The organism is Peteryoungia aggregata LMG 23059 (genome assembly GCF_030814435.1).
Classification (GTDB): Bacteria; Pseudomonadota; Alphaproteobacteria; order Rhizobiales; family Rhizobiaceae; genus Allorhizobium; species Allorhizobium aggregatum.
Genome location: NZ_JAUSUW010000002.1, coordinates 312730 through 334109 on the forward strand (window position 1 = coordinate 312730; position 21380 = coordinate 334109).

Sequence of the window (21380 nt, forward strand, 5' to 3'; positions counted from 1 at the left end):
TCTTCTGTTCTGATGTGAGTTTCAGCGTCCAGCCTGGCGCGCCTTGCATTCGGCAAGCACGCACAAGAGTTCGAACATGATGGTGACGCCGAGGAAGGCTGTCGCGCCGCTCGTATCGAAAGGCGGCGACACCTCGACCAGATCGGCGCCAATGATGTTGAGGCCTCTCAATCCCCGGACGACTTCCAGCGCCTGGAAACTGTTCGGGCCGCCGATCTCCGGCGTTCCGGTGCCCGGCGCAAAGGCCGGGTCGATGAAGTCGATGTCGTAGCTGACATAGGTTTCGCCGGAGCCTGCGATCGCGCGCGCCTCTGCCATCACGTCTGCGACACCCCGGGCGTGGAATTCCTCGATCGGAATGACCCGGATGCCGACCGCATCGGCAAAGTCGCGGTCTTCGAAATCATAGGCGGGGCCTCTGATGCCGATCATGCAGACGCGCTTGGGATCGAGCAGACCTTCCTCCACCGCGCGGCGAAACGGGGTGCCATGGGTGTATTTGAAGCCACCGAAATAGGAGTGGAAGAGATCCGTATGGCTGTCGAAATGCACCATGCCGAGGGGGCGGTCCTTCGCCAGAGCCCTGAGGATCGGCAGCGTGCAGAGATGGTCGCCGCCGGCGCTCAGAGGACGGATGCCGGCATTGACCACCTTTGAATAAAAGGCGGTGATGCGGGCCATCGAATCCTGAACATCGGCGGGGTTCGGGCCGACATCACCGAGGTCGGCGCAGCGCGCCAGCTCAAACGGCTTGGTTCGCGTCACGCCATTCTGACTGCGGATCATGGTCGAGTAGTCCCGCAACTGGCGCGGCGCATGGCGCGGACCTGGCCTGTTTGTTGTGCCGCCGTCCCAGGGAACGCCGATCAATCCGATCTCGACTTCAGAGATCCTGTCATCGTCGAAGGTGATGTGTGGCAGGCGCATGAAGGTGGCGATGCCCGCAAAACGGGGAAGGTCGAAGCCGGAAACCGGTTGGAAGTCGCCAGAATTCATTCAGTCCTCTGCAGCTTTACGCGCTGTCATTCGACGAACAAGCTAACACGAAGAAGGCGCCTGACAACAATAGATCATCAGCAACATTCGCAATTTTGATGTATACCATCCATATTGCCGCCACATATCCGTAGCCTGTCTAAATAACGCCCTCCTTGATGTTGAAAAATTTCGCACGATGCCGTTATTTTGTGCGCTATTTTTTACTAATTTCGACATCGTCACTTAGTCAAAGTGGATTGATAGCTGAAATCCATATGAAATAAGCACTTCTCTCTGCTGAAGCGCTACCGCCTGCTTCCCGGCTTGACTGGCTCCATGCTTGAAGACGGCTGGATCTGTCAGGTCACGACAGGTGGCCATATGACTGCTTGGCATGGCCGGGCTTCGGCTGGCTCGCGGCGTCAGGGGATTGGCATGGAAGCACTGATCATCGGCGCCGTTACGGTTGCCGCAGGTGCGTTCCGCGGTGTGACCGGCTTCGGCTACGCGCTTGTGGCAGCCCTTGGCCTTGCCGGGATATCCTCACCGACGGGTATGGTGCCGTTCATTCTGATCAATGACCTCATGCTGACTGCGTTTACCGTCGTCGATCGTGGAAGAAGCCCGATCGATTGGCGGGTCACTCGGGTTCTGATGGTCAGTGGCTTGATCGGGGCGCTGTGTGGAACCCTGCTCGTACCCTATCTGGCAGGAGAGGTGGCGCGCATCCTGGTCTCCGCCACGATCGTTGTTGCCGCCTGTGTTGCCCTGATCGCCAATCCGCCGGCCTGGCTTGCGCACAAGGCGCTTGGGATCGGCATCGGATTTATCACAGGCGTTCTTCTCTCCGCTTTCGCAGTCGGCGGCCCGCTCATTGCCGCCTGGCTTCTGGCAGGCGGCGTCAGGCGGGATTGCATTCGTGGAACGCTCGCGGTGTTTTTCGGCGTGGTCGACATCTTCACGTTGGCTGCGCGCGCCTCGATGGGGGAAATCGATGCCAATCTCTTGCATATGCTTGCGATCTACGCACCGCTGACCCTGGCTGGCTTTGCTGCAGGCTATGCCCTGTCGCATAGGCTGCAGCAGCATGTCTGGGATCGTGTGGCCGGTATCGGTCTCGTTTTCATCGCGATCGCCGGCCTGCTGCAAACCATTCATGCCATCGTAACCGCCTGACCAAGACATGCCAAAGCCCAAGGAGACTTCGACCATGCAGAAAACCGTTCTCGTTACCGGCGCCACATCGGGCTTCGGCAAAGCCATCGCGCAGCGCTTTGCCCGTGAAGGCTACCGCCTGGTGCTGACGGGCCGGCGCAAGGATCGGCTGGATACCCTGGTCGAGGAGCTTGGCGGAGCAGAACGCGTCACTTCGCTTTGCTTCGACATTCGCGATGAGAAGGCGACGGCGGCAGCACTTGCGACACTTGCCGAGCCTTTTTCGAAGATCGACGTTCTCGTCAACAATGCCGGGCTGGCGCTGGGAACAGGGCCTGCTCAGGACAGCGATCTCGACCATTGGAGGACGATGATTGACACCAATGTCACGGGGCTTGTGACCATCACGCGACTGTTGCTCGATCAGCTGATCGAGCGGCGCGGGCTGATCGTCAATCTGGCCTCCATCGCGTCGAACTGGCCTTATCCGGGCGGCAATGTCTATGCCGGCACCAAGGCCTTTGTCCGGCAGTTTTCGCTGGGGTTGCGCAGCGATCTGTCAGCCAAGGGCGTGCGCGTGACGTCGATAGAGCCTGGTCTGTCGGAAAGCGAATTCACGCTGGTGCGCACCGGCGGTGACCGCGAGGCCTATGACCGTCTCTATGCCGGAGCCAATCCGCTGCAGCCCGAAGACATTGCCGAGACTGTCGCTTGGGTGGCGTCACTGCCCGCCCACGTCAACATCAACAGCCTTGAAGTGATGCCGGTCAGCCAGTCCTGGGCGCCGTTCCAGATCCATCGGGGATGAGAAGGAGAGACTTGGGCTGCCTCTCCCTTAATCCCTTCTGACCAGCGCTGACCGTCAGCCGAAGACGGTCGTCAGGGCGGTGCCGATGGCGTCGGTGATCTGATCGATATCCTGTTCGGTTGCGATCAGGGCAGGCGCCAGGCACAGCGTGTTGTTCAGGCCGTGCAGCGATCGGTTGGTCGCGCCGATCAGGACACCCTGTGCGGCACAGTTTGCGATAACCGCCTGGACCAGCTTTTCCGGCACCGGCTCCTTGGTCTGCCGATCCGCCACAAGTTCTGCGCCGCAGAACAGGCCAGCGCCGCGAACATTGCCGATGACGGCGTGACGTTCCGACAGATCTTCAAGATTGGCGATCAGCCTTGCGCCCATCTGCAACGTGTTATCGAGAAGCCCCTCGTCCTCGATGATCCGCATGTTTTCCAGGGCCGCAGCAGGGCCGGCCACGCAGCCACCGAAGGTCGAGATATCGCGGAAATGCGACATCGGATCTTCGGGATCGTCCTTGAAAAGGTCGAAGATCTTCTCGGTGGTCGCGGTGCAGGAAATCGCCGCATAACCCGATGCCACGCCCTTGGCCATGGTAACAAAATCCGGCTCGATGCCGAAGTTCTGATAGCCAAACCACATGCCGGTGCGCCCGACCCCGCAGACCACTTCGTCGATGTGAAGCAGGATGTCGTATTTCCGGCAGATCTCACCGACCTTCTGCCAATAACCCGCTGGAGGGACGATCACACCGCCGCCTGCCGTGACCGGCTCCAGGCAGAGGAGGCCAATCGTATCCGGCCCCTCGCGCAGAATGACCTCCTCGATCGCTTCGGCGGCTCGCTCGCCGTAGTTGTCGATCGCGCCGTACTGGCTGCGATATTCGAGGCAATGTGGCACCTCGACGAAGCCGGGTGGCATCGGGCCATATTGCTCACGCCGCTGCGGCTGGCCGGCGGCGGCCAGCGTTCCGATCGTGGTGCCGTGATAATCGCGTTCGCGGTAGAGGATCTTGTACTTGCGTCCGCCATGGTGCCGATGGGCGATCTGACGCACCATCTTGAACACCTTCTCATTCGCTTCCGATCCGGAGTTCGAATAATAGACGCGCGTCAGTCCGGGCATTTTGGAGATCAGCTTGCGGGCAAATTCTGCCCCGGCAATGGAGCCGGCCGAATTGGCGAAGTAGTTGAGCTTGACCAGCTGATCGCGCACGGCATTGGCGATGCTGACCCGCCCGAAGCCGACATTGACGGTCCACACGCCGCCGGAAAGTGCATCGAGAAACTCGCGTCCGGTCGCATCCCAGAGCCGCATGCCGCGGCCTTCAACGAAGATGCGCGGATCATTGGTCTCCAGTGGCTTGTGCTGGAGAAGATGGTGCCAGACATGGGCGCGGTCGGCCTCAATGATGTCGCGGATGTCGTTGGGCTGCTGGACCATGTTCATGGCTGGAACGTCTCCCTTGGATCACGGGGTTGCCTGCCAACAGCCATCGGTTGTTCGCGAAGCGCTTCAGGACCCTGGTTTTACCACAGCGGCAGCGGCATGCCCCCCATGCGGGCCTCTGGCCCCCTCAAAACTCCCTTCTGGTTCCTGCGCTCAGCGTTACCATAGATCCTTGGCGCGTCGGCACTGCTCTTCGACGATCGCGCCGAGCTTGGCGAGTCCGCCCGCAATCCGGCTGGACGCAATGGAGCTGAAACCTATGCGGAAGCAATTGCGCCCCTGTGCTTGGTCTGCATAGAAGATATCCCCGGCCTCGATCAGGATGCCCTGTGCCTTTGCGATGGCGACAACCAAACGTGCATCGAGTTGCGGCGGGCCCTCCACCCAAAAACTTGAGGAACCGGCACCGCGCACCCAACGGCAGGAGGGCATGACGTGCGGCAGGGTCTCCGCAATCAGCCGCGCTCGCTCGGCTATCATCGAGCCGGTTTGGGCAAGATGCTGCCGATAGTGACCGAGCGCAATGAAAGTTGCGAGTGACCTCTGGTTGTTCGTGGGCGGGTGTCGCAGCATCAGCCTGCGCAGAACACGCAACTCCTCGATCACCGGCTTTGTGGCGACGAGATAACCGATGCGCAATCCAGGCGCGAGAACCTTGGAGAAGCTGCCAACATAGATGACCCGTCCGGCCGCATCCATGCTCTTCAGCGAGGGAATATCGCGATCGGCCTCGACCGACAGATCGGCGTCGTAATCATCTTCGACCAGAAGAAGATCGCTCCTGGTTGCCGCTTTAAGCAGCAGCTTGCGTCGTTCTTCCGGCATCACAGCCGTGGTCGGACACTGATGGCCTACCGTCACGAAGGCGATCTGGCATTCGGACAAGATCCGATCTGGAACGACGCCCTGATGATCACTTGTGAGGAAGCGGGCATTGCGGGTAGCAAGGCTCACCATGTTGCGCAGATCCGGGTATCCGGGATTTTCCAGGCCGACTCGGGTTTCCCTGTCGATGAAGAGCTGAACGATCATCGCAAGCGCCTGCTGCGAGCCGATTGTGATGATGATTTCGTCGGGCTGTACGAAGATGCCCCGGCGTGGCAGCACCTGCAGCCTCAACTGCTCGATAAGATCTGGATCGTCGTCGTCAATCATATCGGCGGCCCAACCCTGTATCTCCTGGACAGTCGAGGTCGCCCTCACGGCCTCCCGCCAGTTGTTTGTCGGGAACAGCGCTGGGGCATACTGACCCGACAGGAAAGGATATGGATAGGAGCGCCAGTCGCGCGGCTTGGTAATATGGTGCAGCTGCGAGGGCCTGATGACAAACTTCTCGCCCAAGTTGGCGCAGCGTTTCTGGCTCGTTTTCATGGGTGCCGGTCTGATGTCGGCCGATACGAATATTCCGCTGCGATGATGTGAAACGAGGAACCCTTCGTCGATCAGCTGTTGATAGGCCGAGGTTACGGTGTTGCGCCCGACGCCGAGCATGGACGCAAGGTGTCGCGACGAGGGGAGCCGGGTTTCGGCTGGCAGGGTTCCAGTCTCCGTCCCCCTGACGATCATGCGGCGGATCTGGATATGGAGCGGCGCACCGCCACGGTCGACAGCATCGAATACGCGAGACCATGTGGTGTCTTCGGTTGAGGGCAACTGCGAGATCTTCATGCCCGATCAAACGCAAGAAGCGGGCCATTTCTCGGTCGGCGCTTCACCGGAGTCTTCCTAACTTGGTGTGGCTGGCAAGTCGTCCCCGGTCATTCGGCCATAGACGGGAACGCGAAAAACAGAGTTGGTCGCCCGGTCCGGGCATAGGGTGAAAAGCGTCGTGTCCAACGGTGATAGTGATTGGGTTCAGTCTGCTTGCCGACCATTTTCGGGCATTTGCCCAGATCGCCGGAAGCGGAGCGAAAGCCAGCATGGCTGGTTTTGCCGCGCGAGAAATGCCCGCTAGGGATTACTTGACATCCGCGCATTCACCTCCGCCATCCGCTCCTCCTCAGGCGCCGTCTCCAGCGTCATGACCGGCAGAACGGCCCGCAGGTGATCGTGATGGGTCCGAACGCCATATTCCAGATCCGAGAGATAGAAGCCGGCAAACGAACGGGAAGTCATCGCCTCGTTGGACCAGATGGTGAGTTGAACGTCCTCGGCCATCGTATCGCGGTCGATGCGCGCTGAAAGATAGCGGGCGAGACGCTGTGCCCGCCCCTCGTCCGGATAGCGATAGATCGCGCCGCGAAGCTGGGTCCGACCGCGCGTGACCGGGAATTCCTGATAGAACTGCACCGTCTCCGGTGTCACCGCGATCACATTGTTCGGGAAGAGACCGTAATAGATCCAGGCGCTGCGCAGGTCCGGTGGCAGATGCGTGGCCTCGGGCGCGATGGCCCGGTATCTATCCACGCTCCACCGGCGGCCTGCATGCGGATTGTAGGTGGCAAACGACCGGCAGACCCCATCAACGAAGGGTTCGTCGAAATAGCTCGACCCGTAAAGGTCCTGCAGGGCCGGGTGCGCCATGGCAACGTGGTAGCCTTCATTGTCGACATCACGCACCGACTTCCAGTTGACCGGCGTCTCATGCCCCCAGAACCCGCCTGTCGGGATCATCTCGGCAGTCCGATAGTGGGCAAGCTCCTCCTCGAAAGGCTTCATGAGGTCGGCAACGGAGGGCTGAGGGCCGGGTTTCAGACGAATGAAGACGAATCCGAGCCAGACCTCCGTTTCGATGCCGGACAGGGCGAATTCATGCTTGTCGAGCGGCGGAAAGCTCTCAGGCCGGGCCGGGCCCCGCAGGGTACCGTCGAGATTGTAGACCCAGCCATGAAACGGACAGACCAGAGCCCCCCGGCAATGTCCGGCCTCTGCGGTGACGAGGCGCGATCCGCGATGGCGACAGACATTGTTGAAGGCGCGCACGACGCCATCCTTGTCGCGCAGAACGAGCACCCGCTCCCCGACCAGATCAAGAGTGATGTAGCGCCCCGTCTCGGCCACGTCGCTCACATGGCAGGCGATCTGCCAATGGGTTCGGAAAACATGCTCCTTCTCCAGTTCCAGCAAAGCGTCGGAATGATAACACCACCCCGGAAGGCCGCGTCTGTCCCAGTCCTTCGGAACGGCAATATCCCGGATATGCTCGTTCATGGCGCCCTCATATTTGCTGAACGTTCATTCAATATAAGCACAAATAGCAGGTGATGAAAAGACATCAGACCCCGGCGAGCCCATCCAATCCTGCGAAGGAGCAAGGATGGAGGTCTGATTGCCATCACGTCCGGTGCGAGGGAACGACAAGGCGTTTGCGCGTATCGGAGGGGCTCTCGCGGAAATGTGCGCGGTAGCTGCGCGAGAAGGCTGAGGCCGAATTGAAGCCGGTTGCGGCTGCAATGTCAGCAAAGGCAAGCCGCGTTTCAATCACCTTTCGCCGCGCGGCATTGAGGCGAAGCGCAAGGTAATGAATGTGGGGCGGCGCCCCGATCGCAGCTGTAAACAGCGATTGCAGCCGCCTTTCGCTAAGCCCGATGCGCCGCGCCAGACGCACCAGCGACAAGGGCTGTTCGATATGCTCCTCCATCATGCGCATGGCCTCACTGACACGTGGGTCGGCGAGCCGAATACTGCCTGTTGACGGCATGGCGACCGTCGTCCCGCGGGCACCTCCCTGCTCGTAGATGAACTGCCGCGACACCTCCAGCGCCAGCGAATAGCCATGCCGGCGCCGGATCAGTTCGAGCATGAGATCGAGCGTGGGCAGTGAACCGCCGGTGGTGATCCGCTTGCCATCAATGACGAAACGTTCGCGCACCGCACGGACATTTGGATAGGCGGTGGCGAATTCCTCATAATCCTCCCAGTGAGGCGTTGCGGAAAAACTGTCGAGAAGGGCCGCATCCGCAAGCAACCAGGTGCCGGACTCGATACCCGCCACCACGCTCCTGTGACGCGCCGACTTTGCCAGCAGTCGCTTGAGCTCCGAGGTTGCGTGGCGTTGCCAGTTGTGACTTGAGAGGACAAACAACGGCTCCTCCTCCTTGCCAGGCTGGAAAGCCCCATCGACAGGAATGGGGATATGGCTCTTGGTCTCGATCGGCTGCCCATTGGGGCTCATGATGCGCCAGCGATAAAGCTCCAGCCCACTCACACGGTTTGCAAGGCGCAAGGGTTCGATCACCGAGGCCACGAGTATGAGATTGGTCTCGGGCAAGATGAGGAGATCAAGCATGACGGGAGACGTATTGCTGTCGAACATGAAGGACAGATCTCCGGAAATTTCTGGAAATGTATAGCAAGCATCCGAGAATGCAAAGCATGCTGCCGGATTCTGCCGCGTAATGGGGTCAACCAACGCGGGAGAACTGATTGTGCCCCTAGCCATGAACCGGGATGTTTTCATCACCTGCGCCGTCACTGGCGCCGGTGACACGACCTCCAAGTCTTCGCATGTGCCCATTACCCCCAAGCAGATTGCCGAATCTGCCATTGATGCCGCCAAGGCCGGTGCCGCCATCGTGCACTGTCATGTGCGCGATCCGGACACGGGCGCCGCCAGCCGTCGCAACGATCTCTACCGCGAAGTCACAGACCGCATTCGCTCCGCTGATGTCGATGTTGTTTTGAACCTCACCGCCGGAATGGGCGGCGACATGATTTTCGGCGATGTCGAAAACCCGCTGCCGCTCAACCCTGTGGGTACCGACATGGCCGGCGCCACCGAGCGTGTCTCCCATGTCTCCGAATGCCTGCCGGAGATCTGCACGCTCGATTGCGGCACGATGAACTTTTCGCTCGGCGACTATGTGATGACCAACACGCCCGGCATGTTGCGCGCCATGGCGCGCCGGATGACCGATCTCGGTGTTCGCCCGGAAATCGAAGCATTCGACACCGGTCACCTCTGGTTTGCCAAGCAGCTTGCCGAAGAGGGCCTGATCGAGGATCCGGTGCTGATCCAGCTGTGCATGGGCATTCCCTGGGGCGCGCCTGATGACCTCAACACCTATCTGGCCATGGTCAACAATGTGCCCGCCCATTGGACATTCTCCGCCTTTTCCATCGGTCGCAATGCGCTTGCCTATCCGGCAGCGGCGGTGCTTGCCGGCGGCAATGTCCGTGTCGGGTTGGAGGACAATCTCTATGCCGGAAAGGGCCAGCTCGCCACCAATGCGCAACTGGTTGAAAAGGCCGTGACCGTGATCGAGGGCATGGGAGCACGCATCATCGGCCCCGAAGCCGTCAGACAGAAGTTGAAGCTCACCAAGCGCTAGGCAACCGACAGGTAGCCCCTCCCCGGGCCAGGCTTCGCAACAGGAAGGACCGCAGACAGGATGACAAGGATCAACAAGGCAGCCTGTATCGGCGGCGGTGTCATAGGGGGGGCCTGGGCGGCGCGCTTCATCCTGGCCGGCATCGACACCAAGGTGTTCGACCCGCATCCAGACGCGGAGCGCATCATCGGCGAGGTGATGGCAAATGCCGAACGCGCCTATGGCATGCTGACCATGGCGCCGCTGCCACCCAAGGGCAAACTCACCTTCGCCACCTCGATCGAAGAAGCCGTAAAGGGGGCCGACTGGATCCAGGAAAGCGTGCCCGAACGTCCCGATCTCAAGCGCAGCGTGCTGACACAGATCGATGCGGCAGCGGACAGCAAGGCCCTGATCGGGTCCTCGACCTCAGGCATCCTGCCGACAGACCTGCAGCGCGACATGAAACATCCCGAGCGCATGTTCGTCGCCCATCCCTACAATCCCGTCTATCTGCTGCCGCTTGCCGAACTGGTTGGCGGGGAAAGGACCAGCCGCGCGACGCTGGAAGAGGCAAGAGCCAAGCTTGCGCCGATCGGCATGAAGGGCGTGATCATCAACAGGGAAATCGAGGCCTTTGTCGGCGACCGCCTGCTCGAGGCGCTCTGGCGCGAGGCCCTGTGGCTGATCAAGGACGATATCTGCGATACCGAAACGCTCGACGACGTGATCCGCTATTCCTTTGGCATGCGCTGGGCGCAGATGGGCTTGTTCGAGACCTACCGCATCGCCGGCGGTGAAGCCGGCATGAGCCATTTCCTCGCCCAGTTCGGCCCCTGCCTTTCCTGGCCCTGGACAAAGCTGACCGACGTGGTCGATCTCAACGACGAACTGGTCGACAAGATCGCGGGCCAGTCCGACCGGCAATCCGGCGCCCGCGGCATCCGCGAGCTGGAACGCATCCGCGACCAGAACCTCGTTTCTATCATGCAGGCATTGAAGGCCGGCGATGAGGGGCGCGGCTGGGGCGCCGGCAAACTGCTTGCCGAATTCGAGGACCATCTCTGGAAAACCGCGCCGCCACAGGCCGCAGGCGATGCTGCGCAGCCGATCAGGCTGGCCGAATTCAAGGTTCAGCCGTCCTGGGTCGACTACAACGGCCACATGACCGAATACCGCTATTCACAATGTTTTGCTGACAGCGCCGATGCCCTTCTGCGGATGATTGGTGCGGATATGCAGTATGTTGCCGAAGGCCACAGCTACTACACCGTCGAAAACCACCTGCGGCTGCTGGACGAATGCAAGCTTGGTGACGGGCTCTATGTGACCGCGCAACTCCTGCCTTCGGATGACAAGAAACTGCATTCGTTCCTGTGGCTGCACCGCATATCGGATGATCGGATCGTTGCGACATGCGAGCACCTGATGCTCCATGTTTCCTCCCAGAAGGGCAAGGCTGTGCCGGCACTTGCGCAGATCCAAGCGAGGCTTGAGCCGCTATTGGCCGCGCATGCCCTGCTCGACAAGCCCGAGGCCATGGGACGCCATGTCGGACAGAAGAGGTGATTGCGGCAGATTTGCCAACCACCCGCGAAAGTAGGCCTGGCGATCGGCCTGATGGCGACATCAAACGAACGCCGCGTCACGGACCAAAAGGCCGGATGATCCACTGAACCATAACAAAGGGAACGGACAATGAGCGAATACACGAAACACCTCTCGACCCGTGTCACATCAGCTGGATTGAGCCGGCGCGAATTCATGGGACGGGCCATGGCCGCTGGCATGACACTTGCAGCGGCCAGCACGCTTTATGCGTCGAGCGTATCTGCCCAGGAACCAAAGCGCGGCGGCAACCTGAAACTCGGCCTTGAAGGCGGTGCTGCGACCGACAGCAAGGATCCCGCAAAGTTCCTCTCGCAGTTCATGTTCTGCGTTGGCCGCTGCTGGGGCGACATGTTGGTTGAAAGCGATCCGCTGACGGGTGCTGCGGTGCCTGCCCTGGCCGAAAGCTGGGAGCCCTCCGCCGACGCAGCCACCTGGACGTTCACGATTCGCTCGGGCGTGCAGTTCCACGATGGAAAAACGCTGACCGTCGATGACGTGATCGCCACCCTCAATCGCCATACCGATGAGAAGTCCGAATCCGGTGCGCTTGGCGTGATGAAGTCGATCAAGGAGATCAAGAAGGATGGCGAAAAGCTCGTCCTGATCCTGACCGAAGGCAATGCCGACCTGCCACTGCTGCTCACCGACTATCACCTCGTCATCCAGCCAAATGGCGGCAATGACGATCCATCCGCCTCGATCGGCACCGGCCCCTATAAGCTCGTCAGCTTCGAGCCCGGCGTTCGAGCCACCTTGGAAAAGAACCCCAATGACTGGCGTTCCGACCGCGGCTATGTCGATACGATCGAAATCATCGGCATGAACGACGCGACGGCGCGTATCGCGGCCCTTGCCTCCGGCCAGGTGCATTTCATCAACCGGGTCGATCCGAAGACCGTCACCATGTTGAAGCGTGCCCCGAATGTCGAGATCCTCAGCACATCCGGACGCGGCCACTACGTTTTCATCATGCATTGCAACACAGCCCCGTTCGACAACAACGATCTCAGGCTGGCGCTGAAATACGCCATGGACCGCGAGGCCATGGTCGAGACCGTGCTGGGCGGCTACGGCAAGGTCGGCAATGACTTCCCGATCAACAGCACCTATGCCCTCTTCCCTGATGGCATCGAGCAGCGCACCTATGATCCCGACAAGGCCTCGTTCCACTACAAGAAGTCAGGTCATTCCGGTCCGGTTCTCTTGCGCACCTCGGAAGTCGCCTTCCCCGGCGCGGTCGATGCCGCCGTCCTCTATCAGGGCAGCGCACAGAAGGCCGGCATCGAGATCGAAGTGAAGCGCGAGCCGGGTGACGGCTATTGGTCGAATGTGTGGAACGTGCAGCCTTTCTCCACCTCCTATTGGGGCGGCCGTCCGACCCAGGACCAAATGTATTCCACCGCCTACCTTTCCAGCGCTGACTGGAATGACACGCGTTTCCTGCGACCGGATTTCGACAAGAAGCTGCTTGAGGCCCGCGCCGAACTGGACGAAGGCAAGCGCAAGGAAATGTACCGCGACATGGCCATGATGGTGCGCGACGAAGGCGGCCTGATCCTGCCAATGTTCAACGATTTCGTGAACGCGTCGCAGACCAGCGTCAAGGGTTACGTCCATGACATCGGCAACGACATGTCGAACGGCTATGTCGCGACCCGCGTCTGGCTTGAAGCCTAGTCGCCGGAAATGAGCAGCCACCTTTCGCGCTGCTCCGGTCAATCGGCCCGCAGACAAAGGTCTGCGGGCCCTACCCGTTTTCTGGATCGGCTGGATGACCATGACCCAAATAACCGACGCCGGTGACCCGCCGGCCCGCAAGCTGTCCGAACGTTTTCCGCTGCTCACGCTGGTGATGCAGCGGTTTGCCCTCAGCGTGCTGCTGCTGCTTGCCGTCTCCATGCTCATTTATGGCGGCGTTGAAGCCCTGCCCGGAGATTTCGCCACCACCTATCTCGGCCAGTCGGCGACGCCGCAGGCGGTCGCCAATATCCGCGCCGACCTTGGCCTCGATCGCCCCCTTGTCATCCGATATTTCGAATGGCTTGGCGGCGCGGTCCAGGGCGATTTCGGCACATCCTGGGCCAGCCGCAATTCGGTGACGGAACAAATCGGCAAGCGTCTCGGCAATTCGCTGATGCTGGCAGCACTTGCTGCTGCCATCTCGGTGCCTCTTGCCGTCGGCCTTGGCATGCTGGCCGTGCATTTTCGCAACCGGATGCCGGACCGGATCATCAACGTCGTCTCGCTCGCCGCCATTTCGCTGCCAGAGTTCTTCATCGGCTATCTGCTGATCATGGTCTTCGCCATCAACTTCAACATCGCGACCTTTCCGTCCACCGTGCACGACGGCATGGCAGTACTCGATCGTTTGCAGGCCATGGCGCTGCCGACCGCCACGCTGGTTCTGGTCGTGCTTGCCCATATGATGCGGATGACACGGGCCGCCATCCTCTCAGTCATGTCATCCGCCTATATGGAGACGGCGGAACTCAAGGGTCTCTCCGCCTTTCGGGCCATGCTGCGCCATGCTGCGCCGAATGCGATAGCCCCGATCGTCAATGTCGTGGCGCTCAACCTCGCCTATCTTGTCGTCGGCGTCGTCGTTGTCGAGGTGGTCTTCGTCTATCCCGGCATGGGCCAATACATGGTCGATGCGGTCACCGTGCGCGACATGCCTGTGGTGCAGGCCTGCGGCCTGATCTTTGCGGCAGTCTACATCTTTCTCAACATGCTGGCCGACATCATCGCCATTGTTGCCAATCCGCGATTGAGGCATCCGAGATGAGATTGAGAGATATCCCCGTCAGCGCCTGGATCGGCATCATCGGCATTGCGCTTGCGATTTTCTGCGCGCTCTTTGCTCCCTTCATTGCGCCCTATGGCGAGCGCGAGATCGTTGGAAGCGTCTGGGAGCCGATGGGCGGCACCTATCTGCTCGGCACCGACAATCTCGGTCGGGACCTCCTGTCCCGGATGATCTACGGCACCCGCACGACGCTGATGGTGGCGCTCACAGCGACCGTCATCTCGTTTTCGCTCGGCATCTTCCTGAGCTTCACGGCTGCGGTATCGCGCGGCCTGCTCGATCAGTTCCTGTCGCGGTTCAACGATCTGATGATGTCGATCCCGACCCTGATCTTCGCCCTCGTCGTGCTCGCCGTGCTACCGCAAAACCTGTTTGTCCTGATCATGGTCATGGCAATCCTCGATTCCACCCGTGTCTATCGGCTCGGCCGGGCCGTCGCGCTCGATGTCGCGGTGATGGAATTCGTCGAGGCGGCGAAACTGCGTGGCGAAGGCACGATGTGGATCATCTTCCGCGAGATCCTGCCCAATACGCTGTCGCCGCTCCTGGCCGAATTCGGCCTGCGCTTTGCCTTCTCGATCCTGTTTCTCTCGACGCTGTCGTTTCTGGGCCTCGGCATCCAGCCACCGGCTGCCGATTGGGGTGGCATGGTCAAGGACAACAAGGACGGCATCATCTTCGGCATCTCGGCAGCCCTGGTGCCGGGAGCGGCGATCGCCGCCCTTGCCATCTGCGTCAACCTGGTGGTCGACTGGCTGCTCAATCGAACCTCCAGCCTGAAGGGAGGCCGCGGCGATGCATGATCTGTTGTCCGTCCGCAATCTGAAGATCGAGGCAACCGCCTATCCTCCGGGCGAGCCGCCAAAGGACATCACCATCGTCGAGGATGTCTCTTTCAGCCTGAGCAAAGGCCGGGTTCTCGGCCTGATCGGCGAGTCTGGCGCCGGCAAGTCGACGATCGGGCTGGCGGCGCTTGCCTATGGGCGCGGCGGCGTCCGCATTACCGGCGGTGAGATCCTGCTTGATGGGGAGAATCTTCCGGTCCTCGACAAGGCCGGCATCCGTCGGGTGCGCGGGACGAGGGTCTGTTATGTCGCGCAGTCAGCCGCCGCCTTCAATCCGGCCCATCGCCTGGGCGACCAGGTGATCGAGGCAAGCCTGACACATGGGTTGATGACAAAGGCGGAGGCCCGCAAACGCGCTGCCTATCTTTTCGGCGTGCTGGGTCTGCCAGATCCCGATCGTTTCGGCGACCGCTATCCGCATCAGGTATCCGGAGGTCAGCTGCAGCGGGCCATGACCGCCATGGCGCTCTGCCCCAAGCCCGAACTGATCGTCTTCGACGAACCGACGACTGCGCTCGACGTCACCACCCAGATCGATGTTCTGGCGGCGATCAAGCACGCCATCGAGGCCACGCATACCGCCGCGCTCTACATCACCCATGACCTCGCCGTGGTCGCGCAGATTTCCGACGACATCATGGTTCTCAGGCATGGCAGGACTGTCGAATACGGCAGCACACGGCAGATCATCGAACAGCCGCGTCAAGACTATACTCGGGCTCTGGTCAATGTCAGACAAGCCAAGAAGGGTGAAGCGACTGTTCAAAGTAACACCCAGCTGAAAATCGAACATGTCACCGCAGGCTATTCCAATGGTTTCACGGTGCTGCATGATGTCAGCCTGCATCTGCCGAAAGGCCAGACGCTGGCCGTTGTCGGCGAATCCGGCTCGGGCAAGTCGACGCTGGCGCGTGCCATCACCGGCCTTCTGCCGCCAGTTTCCGGCAGTATCACCTTCGACGGCAAGGCTTTGACCCCGGCGCTGAAACAGCGCAGCCGCGACGACCTCAGGCGCATCCAGCTGATCTACCAGATGGCGGATACGGCGATGAACCCGCGCCAGACGGTGCGTGATATCATAGGCCGCCCCCTGACCTTCTATTTCGGCCTGCATGGCACGGCAAAGACGGAGCGCGTCAAGGAACTACTGGAGCAGATCGAGATGGCGTCGGGCTTCGTCGATCGTTATCCGGCGGAACTGTCCGGCGGACAGAAACAACGGGTTGCAATCGCCAGGGCGCTGGCGGCCAAGCCGGACCTCATCCTTTGTGACGAACCGACCTCGGCGCTCGACCCGCTGGTGGCCGAAGGCATCCTATCGCTGCTGATGCGCCTGCAGGCAGAAACAAACGTCTCCTACATGTTCATCACCCACGACATCGCCATCGTTCGCGCCATTGCCGACAGCGTCGCCGTGATGCATCGCGGGCGGCTGGTGCGCTTCGGACCGAAGTCACAGGTGCTGTCACCGCCCTATGACGACTACACCGATCTGCTGCTGAAATCCGTTCCCGAAATGGAACTGGGCTGGCTGGAACGGGCCATTGCCACACGCAAGATTGAGAGTGCGGGGCACTGACCCCGCGCTGTCCCCGTCCCCATTGTCGCCTGCCCAAGGTCTGATCGTCATGTCCCCTCGCCCATTCACTGTCATCGAAAATCAATGGATCGTCCTTACGGACGGCACCCGGCTTGCCGCCCGTATCTGGATGCCAGACGGCGCCGATGCCGATCCCGTGCCTGCGGTCTTTGAGTTCCTGCCCTATCGAAAGCGCGACGGCACCGCGATGCGCGACGAATCCACCTATCCGGCCTTTGCCGAAGCCGGCATTGCCGGCGTCCGCGTCGATATCCGGGGCTCTGGCGAATCCGACGGCGTCATCGACGGCGAATACACCCCGCGTGAACTCGCCGATGCCTGCGAACTGATCGCCTGGATCGCCACCCAGCCGTGGTCGAACGGGTCCGTCGGCATGATGGGCATCTCCTGGGGCGGGTTCAACGCGCTGCAGGTTGCGGCCCTTCGCCCACCGGCGCTTAAGGCAGTGATTTCGATCGCCTCGACCACCGACCGCTACAATGACGACATCCACTACAAAAATGGCTGCCACCTGTCCGCACAGCTTTCCTGGGCGGCGACCATGCTTGCCTACCAGTCGCGCGCGCCAGACCCGGATGTTGTCGGCGACCGCTGGCGTGCCATGTGGATGGAACGACTGGAGAACGAACCGTTCTTCCTTGAGGACTGGCTTGCCCACCAGCGCCGCGATGATTTCTGGAAACACGGATCGATCAACGAGGACTTTTCCGCGGTTGCCGTGCCGGCGCTGGTGATTGCCGGCTGGGCCGATGGATACCGCAATACGCCGCTGCTTGCGGTCGAGGGGCTGGGGGATGACGCCAAGGCCCTGATCGGGCCGTGGATCCACAAATATCCCCACTTCGCATGGCCCAAACCCCGCAGCGATTTCCTCGGCGAAGCGATCGCCTGGTGGAACCGCTGGCTGCGCGGCGATGACACCGGTCAGGAAACAACGCCGCAGGTGCGTGCCTATATCCTCGACGGCGTGAAACCCGCACCGCGCCGCGATGTCGATCCCGGGTTCTGGATCGCCAAGGAGCGCTGGCAGCCGCCGTTGATGCAGCGCTTGCATCTTGATCCATCGGGTCGACTGGCCGTGGGCGAGGCCGCGACACAGCGTCCGGTCGATGAGATTTTTCTGCGATCGCCGCTCGATACCGGCACCGCGTCCGGCGAATGGTTCACCCTGAAGCCCGATGCCGAACTTGCCGGCGACCAACGTGGCGACGACGCAGGATCGCTGACCTTCGAGACGACACCGCTGCTTGCCAGCCTTGACCTTCTGGGACGGCCTGAGATCGAGCTCACTGTTTCCTGTGATGCCGATCTGGCCAATCTCTGCGCCCGGATCGTTGATATCCATCCGGACGGAACGGCGATGCGCGTTTGCTTTGGCGTGCTCAATCTCGCACACCGCCAGGGGAACAGTGCCCCCCGCTCGATGGAGCACGGCCAACCGACATCAATCCGGCTGCAGCTCGATGCCTGCGGCTATCGTTTCCGACCGGGGCATCGCCTCCGTTTGTCCTTGTCGACATCCTATTGGCCGACCGTGCTGCCAGTGCCTACCGACCCAGGCTTGACGATTGATGCGGCCTCCCTGCGCCTCCTTCTGCCCTTGCTCGGCGAGCATCGCCGGATCGACGTCAAACAACCGGATAATCCCGATCCTCTACCTCGCTATATCGAACATGTCCCACCTGCGACCGCGCGCAAGGTGATCCGCGATCTCTCTGAAAATCGAACCCGGTATCACGTGCTCGAAGACACGGGCTTGGCCGAACATCCCGCAACCGGGCTCTCGACCCGCCAGCTGCGCGAGGAGGTCTGGTCGATTTCGCCCGGCGACCCTCTGTCCTCCGAGGGACTGTCCATCTGGACCTGCGACATGCAGCGGCCCGGATGGTTCGTGCGCACGGTATCCACCGCGCGCATCAGGTGCACGAACAAGGACTGGCTGATCAGCGCTTCGGTTATCGCTTACGAGGGTGATGACAAGGTGTTCGAAAAGACCTTTGCCGAGACGGCCATTCCGCGCGACCACATGTGACGCGCACCGGCGCCATGGCCGGGGCGACAGGCGGGTCAGGGCGCCCCTGCCAACCGGGCGACGGCGGTACTGAGGGCGGCAAACCCTTGATGTGCGCCCTCGCTCATGTAGCGGGCCCTTAGCCAAGCATGCACCATCTGCGGTTCTTCTCGAAAGCACACGTCTACGCCAGCTGCGGCAAGCCGCGCGGCATAGATCCGGCCATCGTCGCGCAAGGGATCAAAATGGGCGACAGTGACAAAAGTCGGAGGCAGCCCCGCAAAGGTCTGCAGCCTCAACGGATGCGCGATCGGGTCATCATCCGGCGTCTGCAGCATGGCGCGGTAATAGGCAACATCCTGTGTCGTCAGCCCCGGCGCCTTCGCCATATCAAGATAAGACCCGGTGACGAGGTCTCCGCCAAGGGCCGGATAGACGAGCGCCTGCCCGACAATGCCCTGAAGCCCTGCATCGCGCGCGCGGATTGCAAGCCCTGCCGCCAGATTGCCTCCGGCGCTGTCGCCGATCAACACGAGCTTGCGACCGGCTGCCAAAAGCCTGCTCAGCACTGCAAAGCAGTCCTCATGCGCTGCCGGCCAAACATGCTCGGGTGCCAGCCGGTAGCTGACCGAAACGAGCTCCGCTCCCGCATCACGGGCCAACTCGGCACAGATAGCATTATGGCTGTCGAGGGATCCGACAACGAAGCCGCCGCCATGAATGTAGAGGAGAATTGTTGGCGTAGATATCAATGAAGGTCGGTAGCGCCGCACCGGAATGCGGCCTTGCACAAGTTCATCCGAAATGGACATGCCATCGGGCAAGGCGCGGTCGAAATGAGCACAAAGCGCATCATACCATCGTCGTTGCTGGGCGATCGGCGCCTTGACCGCATCGGGCGGATAGAAGTCATTGCAGATCGTTACAAAATGCCGGATTCCGGGCTCGTCTGGCATCGGCGGGGGGCGTTGGCTCATGGCAGGCAAGCCTCTCGTGGTTAGGATCAGCGTGTCTAAGTCCCGATCAAGACGGAACCTATTGGTTAGCCTTGGGGACACAGTTCAGCAATGTAAGCAACAGGTCCACGGCCACGAATTCAATCAAAACACAGTTGGCACTTGGTACATCAAAATTTAAATATCATATTGTTATACATAAAGAAAATTCCGACGATCCTTCCAGTTGATCATCGGGTCGGCAGCCTTGACCGCCGCCTGAAGAGTCTCCTCCAGAAGTCGGCTGCGTTTGATTACGCTTGACGGATCTGCCATTTCCCATGCCCTGGATGCGACCAAACGCGACCGCCAACTTTTGTAGCAGCCGGACCACAGGTGGGCAAAAACGTCAATGGGGCGCCGATGGCAGAGTATCAAGCCCCGTTCAGAGACCTTCGATATAGGCCAGGATCTCCGCCTCACTGACGACATCGGCATATTTCGCATTCATGTCGAAGAGATTGGCTTCGTGCGGACCGGAGTGACGATCACCACAGGCCTCTCGGACGACGGTGGTGATGAAGCCATGCGACATGGCGTCGACGCAGGTCGCCCGCACGCAGCCGCTGGTCGTCAGTCCCGTCAAGATGACGTTGTCGACACCCATTGATGTCAGCAGCGAGGCAAGGGAGGTGCCGAAAAAGGCACTCGGATATTGCTTGCTTATGACAAATTCATCCGGTTCAGGAACAAGTCCTTTCGGCCAGGCACCGAGCGGATTGCCGGCGGTAAAGCAGGCCAGCGGTTTCGCCTTCTGGAAAAAACGGCCGCCGTCGAGCCCGGACGGATGGAGCACGACGCCGGTCAGGATGACGGGAAGGGATTTGGCGCGCGCGGCTTCGCGAATGCGCAGGGCACTGGCCAAGGCTGCATCGACACCCGCAAAGAGCGGGCTGTCGGCTTCGAAATAGGCCTGCACGAAATCCACCAGCACAAGCGCCGGCTTTTTGCCAAAACCGATCCGGTTGTCATAGACCTTGGCATAGTTTGCGGCGAGATCCTGGTCGGCCATTGCTTACTCCCCAATTTCCGGAAATTTCTGCTCGAAGGCCCAGATGTCCTCGAAACCCAGCAGCGAATTGAAATCCTTGAACGGATAGAGCTCGACCGCATCCGTGGTGATGCCGTGGTCAAGCAGGTCGCGATAGGCATGGCGCACCGCATGGCCATGGGCGAGGAAGCCGAGTGCCGGATAGATGGCAATGCCGTAGCCAAGCGCCTTCAGATCCTCGGCTTTCATCAGCGGCGTGCGACCACCATTGACCATATTGGCAAGCAAGGGCCGGTCGATCGCAGCGGCGATCTGGCGAACCTCTTGCGCACTTTCGGGCGACTCGATGAAAATGATGTCGGCGCCTGCCGCCGCATAGGCCTGGCCACGGCGGATCGCCTCCTCCAGCCCCAGACCGGTCCGGGCATCGGTGCGGGCAATCACCAGCAGGTCGTCGCTGTGCCGACTGTCGACGGCCACTTCGATTTTGCGGACCATGTCCTTGATCGGCACGACACGCCGGTTTGGCGTGTGTCCGCATTTCTTCGGGAATTCCTGATCCTCGAGCTGGATGGCACTGACGCCGGCATCCTCATAGCCACGCACGGTGTGTCGGACATTGAGAAGACCGCCATAGCCGGTATCGGCATCGGCGATGACAGGTGTCTTCGTCAGCTTGACGATCTGGGCAATGCGCTCGACCATGTCGCGATAGGTGGCAATGCCTGCATCCGGAATTCCGAGCGTCGAGGCGACCGTGCCATAACCGGTGACATAGAGTGCCTTGAAACCCATCTGGTCGGCAATCAGGGCCGAGATCATGTCGTAGACGCCGGGGGCAAGGATGAAGTCGCCGGCGGCAAGAGCGCTCTTCAATGCGGGATCAGGCATGCA

The 21380-nt window shown here is 60.8% G+C and carries 17 protein-coding genes; 9 read left to right on the forward strand and 8 right to left on the reverse strand.

Translation table 11 applies throughout. The features are described from left to right. Positions 1 to 21: 21 nt before the first annotated feature. The gene (locus J2045_RS04405; protein ID WP_307369812.1) at positions 22 to 996 is read right to left on the reverse strand and encodes an agmatinase; all 975 of its coding nucleotides are present in this window, start codon (positions 994 to 996) and stop codon (positions 22 to 24) included. Between the two features lie 417 nt (positions 997 to 1413). On the opposite strand from J2045_RS04405, the gene J2045_RS04410 reads away from it, so the two are divergent. Then, positions 1414 to 2154 (forward strand): sulfite exporter TauE/SafE family protein, encoded by a 741-nt coding sequence (locus J2045_RS04410; protein ID WP_307369814.1) that lies wholly within the window; start codon positions 1414 to 1416, stop codon positions 2152 to 2154. 34 nt (positions 2155 to 2188) lie between these two features. After that, a complete protein-coding gene (locus J2045_RS04415) occupies positions 2189 to 2941 on the forward strand; it encodes an SDR family NAD(P)-dependent oxidoreductase (protein WP_307369817.1) in 753 nt (250 codons plus the stop codon). A gap of 54 nt (positions 2942 to 2995) precedes the next feature. Here J2045_RS04415 and J2045_RS04420 read toward each other — a convergent pair whose 3' ends face one another. The 4 genes from J2045_RS04420 to J2045_RS04435 all read right to left on the reverse strand — a co-directional run bounded on the left by J2045_RS04420 (position 2996) and on the right by J2045_RS04435 (position 8633). Further along, entirely contained in the window at positions 2996 to 4378 is a 1383-nt protein-coding gene (locus J2045_RS04420; protein ID WP_307369820.1) for an aminotransferase family protein, read from the reverse strand. A gap of 159 nt (positions 4379 to 4537) precedes the next feature. Further along, on the reverse strand, positions 4538 to 6046 hold the full coding sequence (gene pdxR / locus J2045_RS04425; protein ID WP_307369823.1) for a MocR-like pyridoxine biosynthesis transcription factor PdxR: 1509 nt from the start codon (positions 6044 to 6046) through the stop codon (positions 4538 to 4540). A 282-nt stretch (positions 6047 to 6328) separates the two neighbouring features. Beyond that, positions 6329 to 7528, reverse strand: coding sequence for an aromatic ring-hydroxylating oxygenase subunit alpha (locus J2045_RS04430; protein ID WP_307369826.1), 1200 nt, complete (start codon positions 7526 to 7528; stop codon positions 6329 to 6331). Positions 7529 to 7652: 124 nt separating this feature from the next. Beyond that, a complete protein-coding gene (locus tag J2045_RS04435) occupies positions 7653 to 8633 on the reverse strand; it encodes a GlxA family transcriptional regulator (RefSeq protein ID WP_307369829.1) in 981 nt (326 codons plus the stop codon). Positions 8634 to 8745: 112 nt separating this feature from the next. On the opposite strand from J2045_RS04435, the gene bcoG reads away from it, so the two are divergent. From bcoG to J2045_RS04470, 7 genes are all read left to right on the forward strand, one after another. Further along, positions 8746 to 9648: a 3-dehydrocarnitine:acetyl-CoA trimethylamine transferase BcoG gene (gene bcoG, locus J2045_RS04440; protein WP_307369831.1), complete on the forward strand. Its 903-nt coding sequence runs from the start codon at positions 8746 to 8748 to the stop codon at positions 9646 to 9648. Positions 9649 to 9708: 60 nt separating this feature from the next. Next, positions 9709 to 11196 (forward strand): carnitine 3-dehydrogenase, encoded by a 1488-nt coding sequence (locus J2045_RS04445; protein ID WP_307369833.1) that lies wholly within the window; start codon positions 9709 to 9711, stop codon positions 11194 to 11196. 129 nt (positions 11197 to 11325) lie between these two features. Continuing rightward, complete coding sequence (locus tag J2045_RS04450; RefSeq protein ID WP_166600591.1) at positions 11326 to 12915, forward strand: ABC transporter substrate-binding protein; 1590 nt, start codon at positions 11326 to 11328, stop codon at positions 12913 to 12915. Positions 12916 to 13015: 100 nt separating this feature from the next. After that, positions 13016 to 14023 carry an ABC transporter permease gene (locus tag J2045_RS04455; protein WP_307370097.1) on the forward strand — a complete coding sequence of 336 codons (1008 nt, stop codon included), beginning with the start codon at positions 13016 to 13018 and terminating at the stop codon, positions 14021 to 14023. After that, positions 14020 to 14847 (forward strand): ABC transporter permease, encoded by an 828-nt coding sequence (locus J2045_RS04460; protein WP_307369837.1) that lies wholly within the window; start codon positions 14020 to 14022, stop codon positions 14845 to 14847. Before J2045_RS04455 ends, J2045_RS04460 begins: the two co-directional genes overlap by 4 nt. Then, a complete protein-coding gene (locus tag J2045_RS04465; RefSeq protein ID WP_307369840.1) occupies positions 14840 to 16468 on the forward strand; it encodes an ABC transporter ATP-binding protein in 1629 nt (542 codons plus the stop codon). Before J2045_RS04460 ends, J2045_RS04465 begins: the two co-directional genes overlap by 8 nt. Before the next feature lie 49 nt (positions 16469 to 16517). Next, positions 16518 to 18521 carry a CocE/NonD family hydrolase gene (locus tag J2045_RS04470; RefSeq protein ID WP_307369843.1) on the forward strand — a complete coding sequence of 668 codons (2004 nt, stop codon included), beginning with the start codon at positions 16518 to 16520 and terminating at the stop codon, positions 18519 to 18521. Positions 18522 to 18556: 35 nt separating this feature from the next. On the opposite strand, the gene J2045_RS04475 is transcribed toward J2045_RS04470, so the two are convergent. The 3 genes from J2045_RS04475 to J2045_RS04485 form a co-directional block, all read right to left on the reverse strand. Continuing rightward, complete coding sequence (locus tag J2045_RS04475; RefSeq protein ID WP_307369846.1) at positions 18557 to 19477, reverse strand: alpha/beta hydrolase; 921 nt, start codon at positions 19475 to 19477, stop codon at positions 18557 to 18559. A 403-nt stretch (positions 19478 to 19880) separates the two neighbouring features. Further along, on the reverse strand, positions 19881 to 20507 hold the full coding sequence (locus J2045_RS04480) for an isochorismatase family protein (protein WP_307369848.1): 627 nt from the start codon (positions 20505 to 20507) through the stop codon (positions 19881 to 19883). Positions 20508 to 20510: 3 nt separating this feature from the next. Then, the gene (locus J2045_RS04485) at positions 20511 to 21377 is read right to left on the reverse strand and encodes an isocitrate lyase/PEP mutase family protein (RefSeq protein WP_307369851.1); all 867 of its coding nucleotides are present in this window, start codon (positions 21375 to 21377) and stop codon (positions 20511 to 20513) included. Positions 21378 to 21380 lie beyond the last annotated feature (3 nt).

Coding starts and splice junctions, on each gene's coding strand:
- J2045_RS04405 (WP_307369812.1), bottom strand. CDS start 996: ATGAATTCTGGCGACTTCCAACCGGTTTCCGGCTTCGACCTTCCCCGT.
- J2045_RS04410 (WP_307369814.1), top strand. CDS start 1,414: ATGGAAGCACTGATCATCGGCGCCGTTACGGTTGCCGCAGGTGCGTTC.
- J2045_RS04415 (WP_307369817.1), top strand. CDS start 2,189: ATGCAGAAAACCGTTCTCGTTACCGGCGCCACATCGGGCTTCGGCAAA.
- J2045_RS04420 (WP_307369820.1), bottom strand. CDS start 4,378: ATGAACATGGTCCAGCAGCCCAACGACATCCGCGACATCATTGAGGCC.
- pdxR (WP_307369823.1), bottom strand. CDS start 6,046: ATGAAGATCTCGCAGTTGCCCTCAACCGAAGACACCACATGGTCTCGC.
- J2045_RS04430 (WP_307369826.1), bottom strand. CDS start 7,528: ATGAACGAGCATATCCGGGATATTGCCGTTCCGAAGGACTGGGACAGA.
- J2045_RS04435 (WP_307369829.1), bottom strand. CDS start 8,633: ATGTTCGACAGCAATACGTCTCCCGTCATGCTTGATCTCCTCATCTTG.
- J2045_RS04445 (WP_307369833.1), top strand. CDS start 9,709: ATGACAAGGATCAACAAGGCAGCCTGTATCGGCGGCGGTGTCATAGGG.
- J2045_RS04450 (WP_166600591.1), top strand. CDS start 11,326: ATGAGCGAATACACGAAACACCTCTCGACCCGTGTCACATCAGCTGGA.
- J2045_RS04455 (WP_307370097.1), top strand. CDS start 13,016: ATGACCCAAATAACCGACGCCGGTGACCCGCCGGCCCGCAAGCTGTCC.
- J2045_RS04460 (WP_307369837.1), top strand. CDS start 14,020: ATGAGATTGAGAGATATCCCCGTCAGCGCCTGGATCGGCATCATCGGC.
- J2045_RS04465 (WP_307369840.1), top strand. CDS start 14,840: ATGCATGATCTGTTGTCCGTCCGCAATCTGAAGATCGAGGCAACCGCC.
- J2045_RS04470 (WP_307369843.1), top strand. CDS start 16,518: ATGTCCCCTCGCCCATTCACTGTCATCGAAAATCAATGGATCGTCCTT.
- J2045_RS04475 (WP_307369846.1), bottom strand. CDS start 19,477: ATGAGCCAACGCCCCCCGCCGATGCCAGACGAGCCCGGAATCCGGCAT.
- J2045_RS04480 (WP_307369848.1), bottom strand. CDS start 20,507: ATGGCCGACCAGGATCTCGCCGCAAACTATGCCAAGGTCTATGACAAC.
- J2045_RS04485 (WP_307369851.1), bottom strand. CDS start 21,377: ATGCCTGATCCCGCATTGAAGAGCGCTCTTGCCGCCGGCGACTTCATC.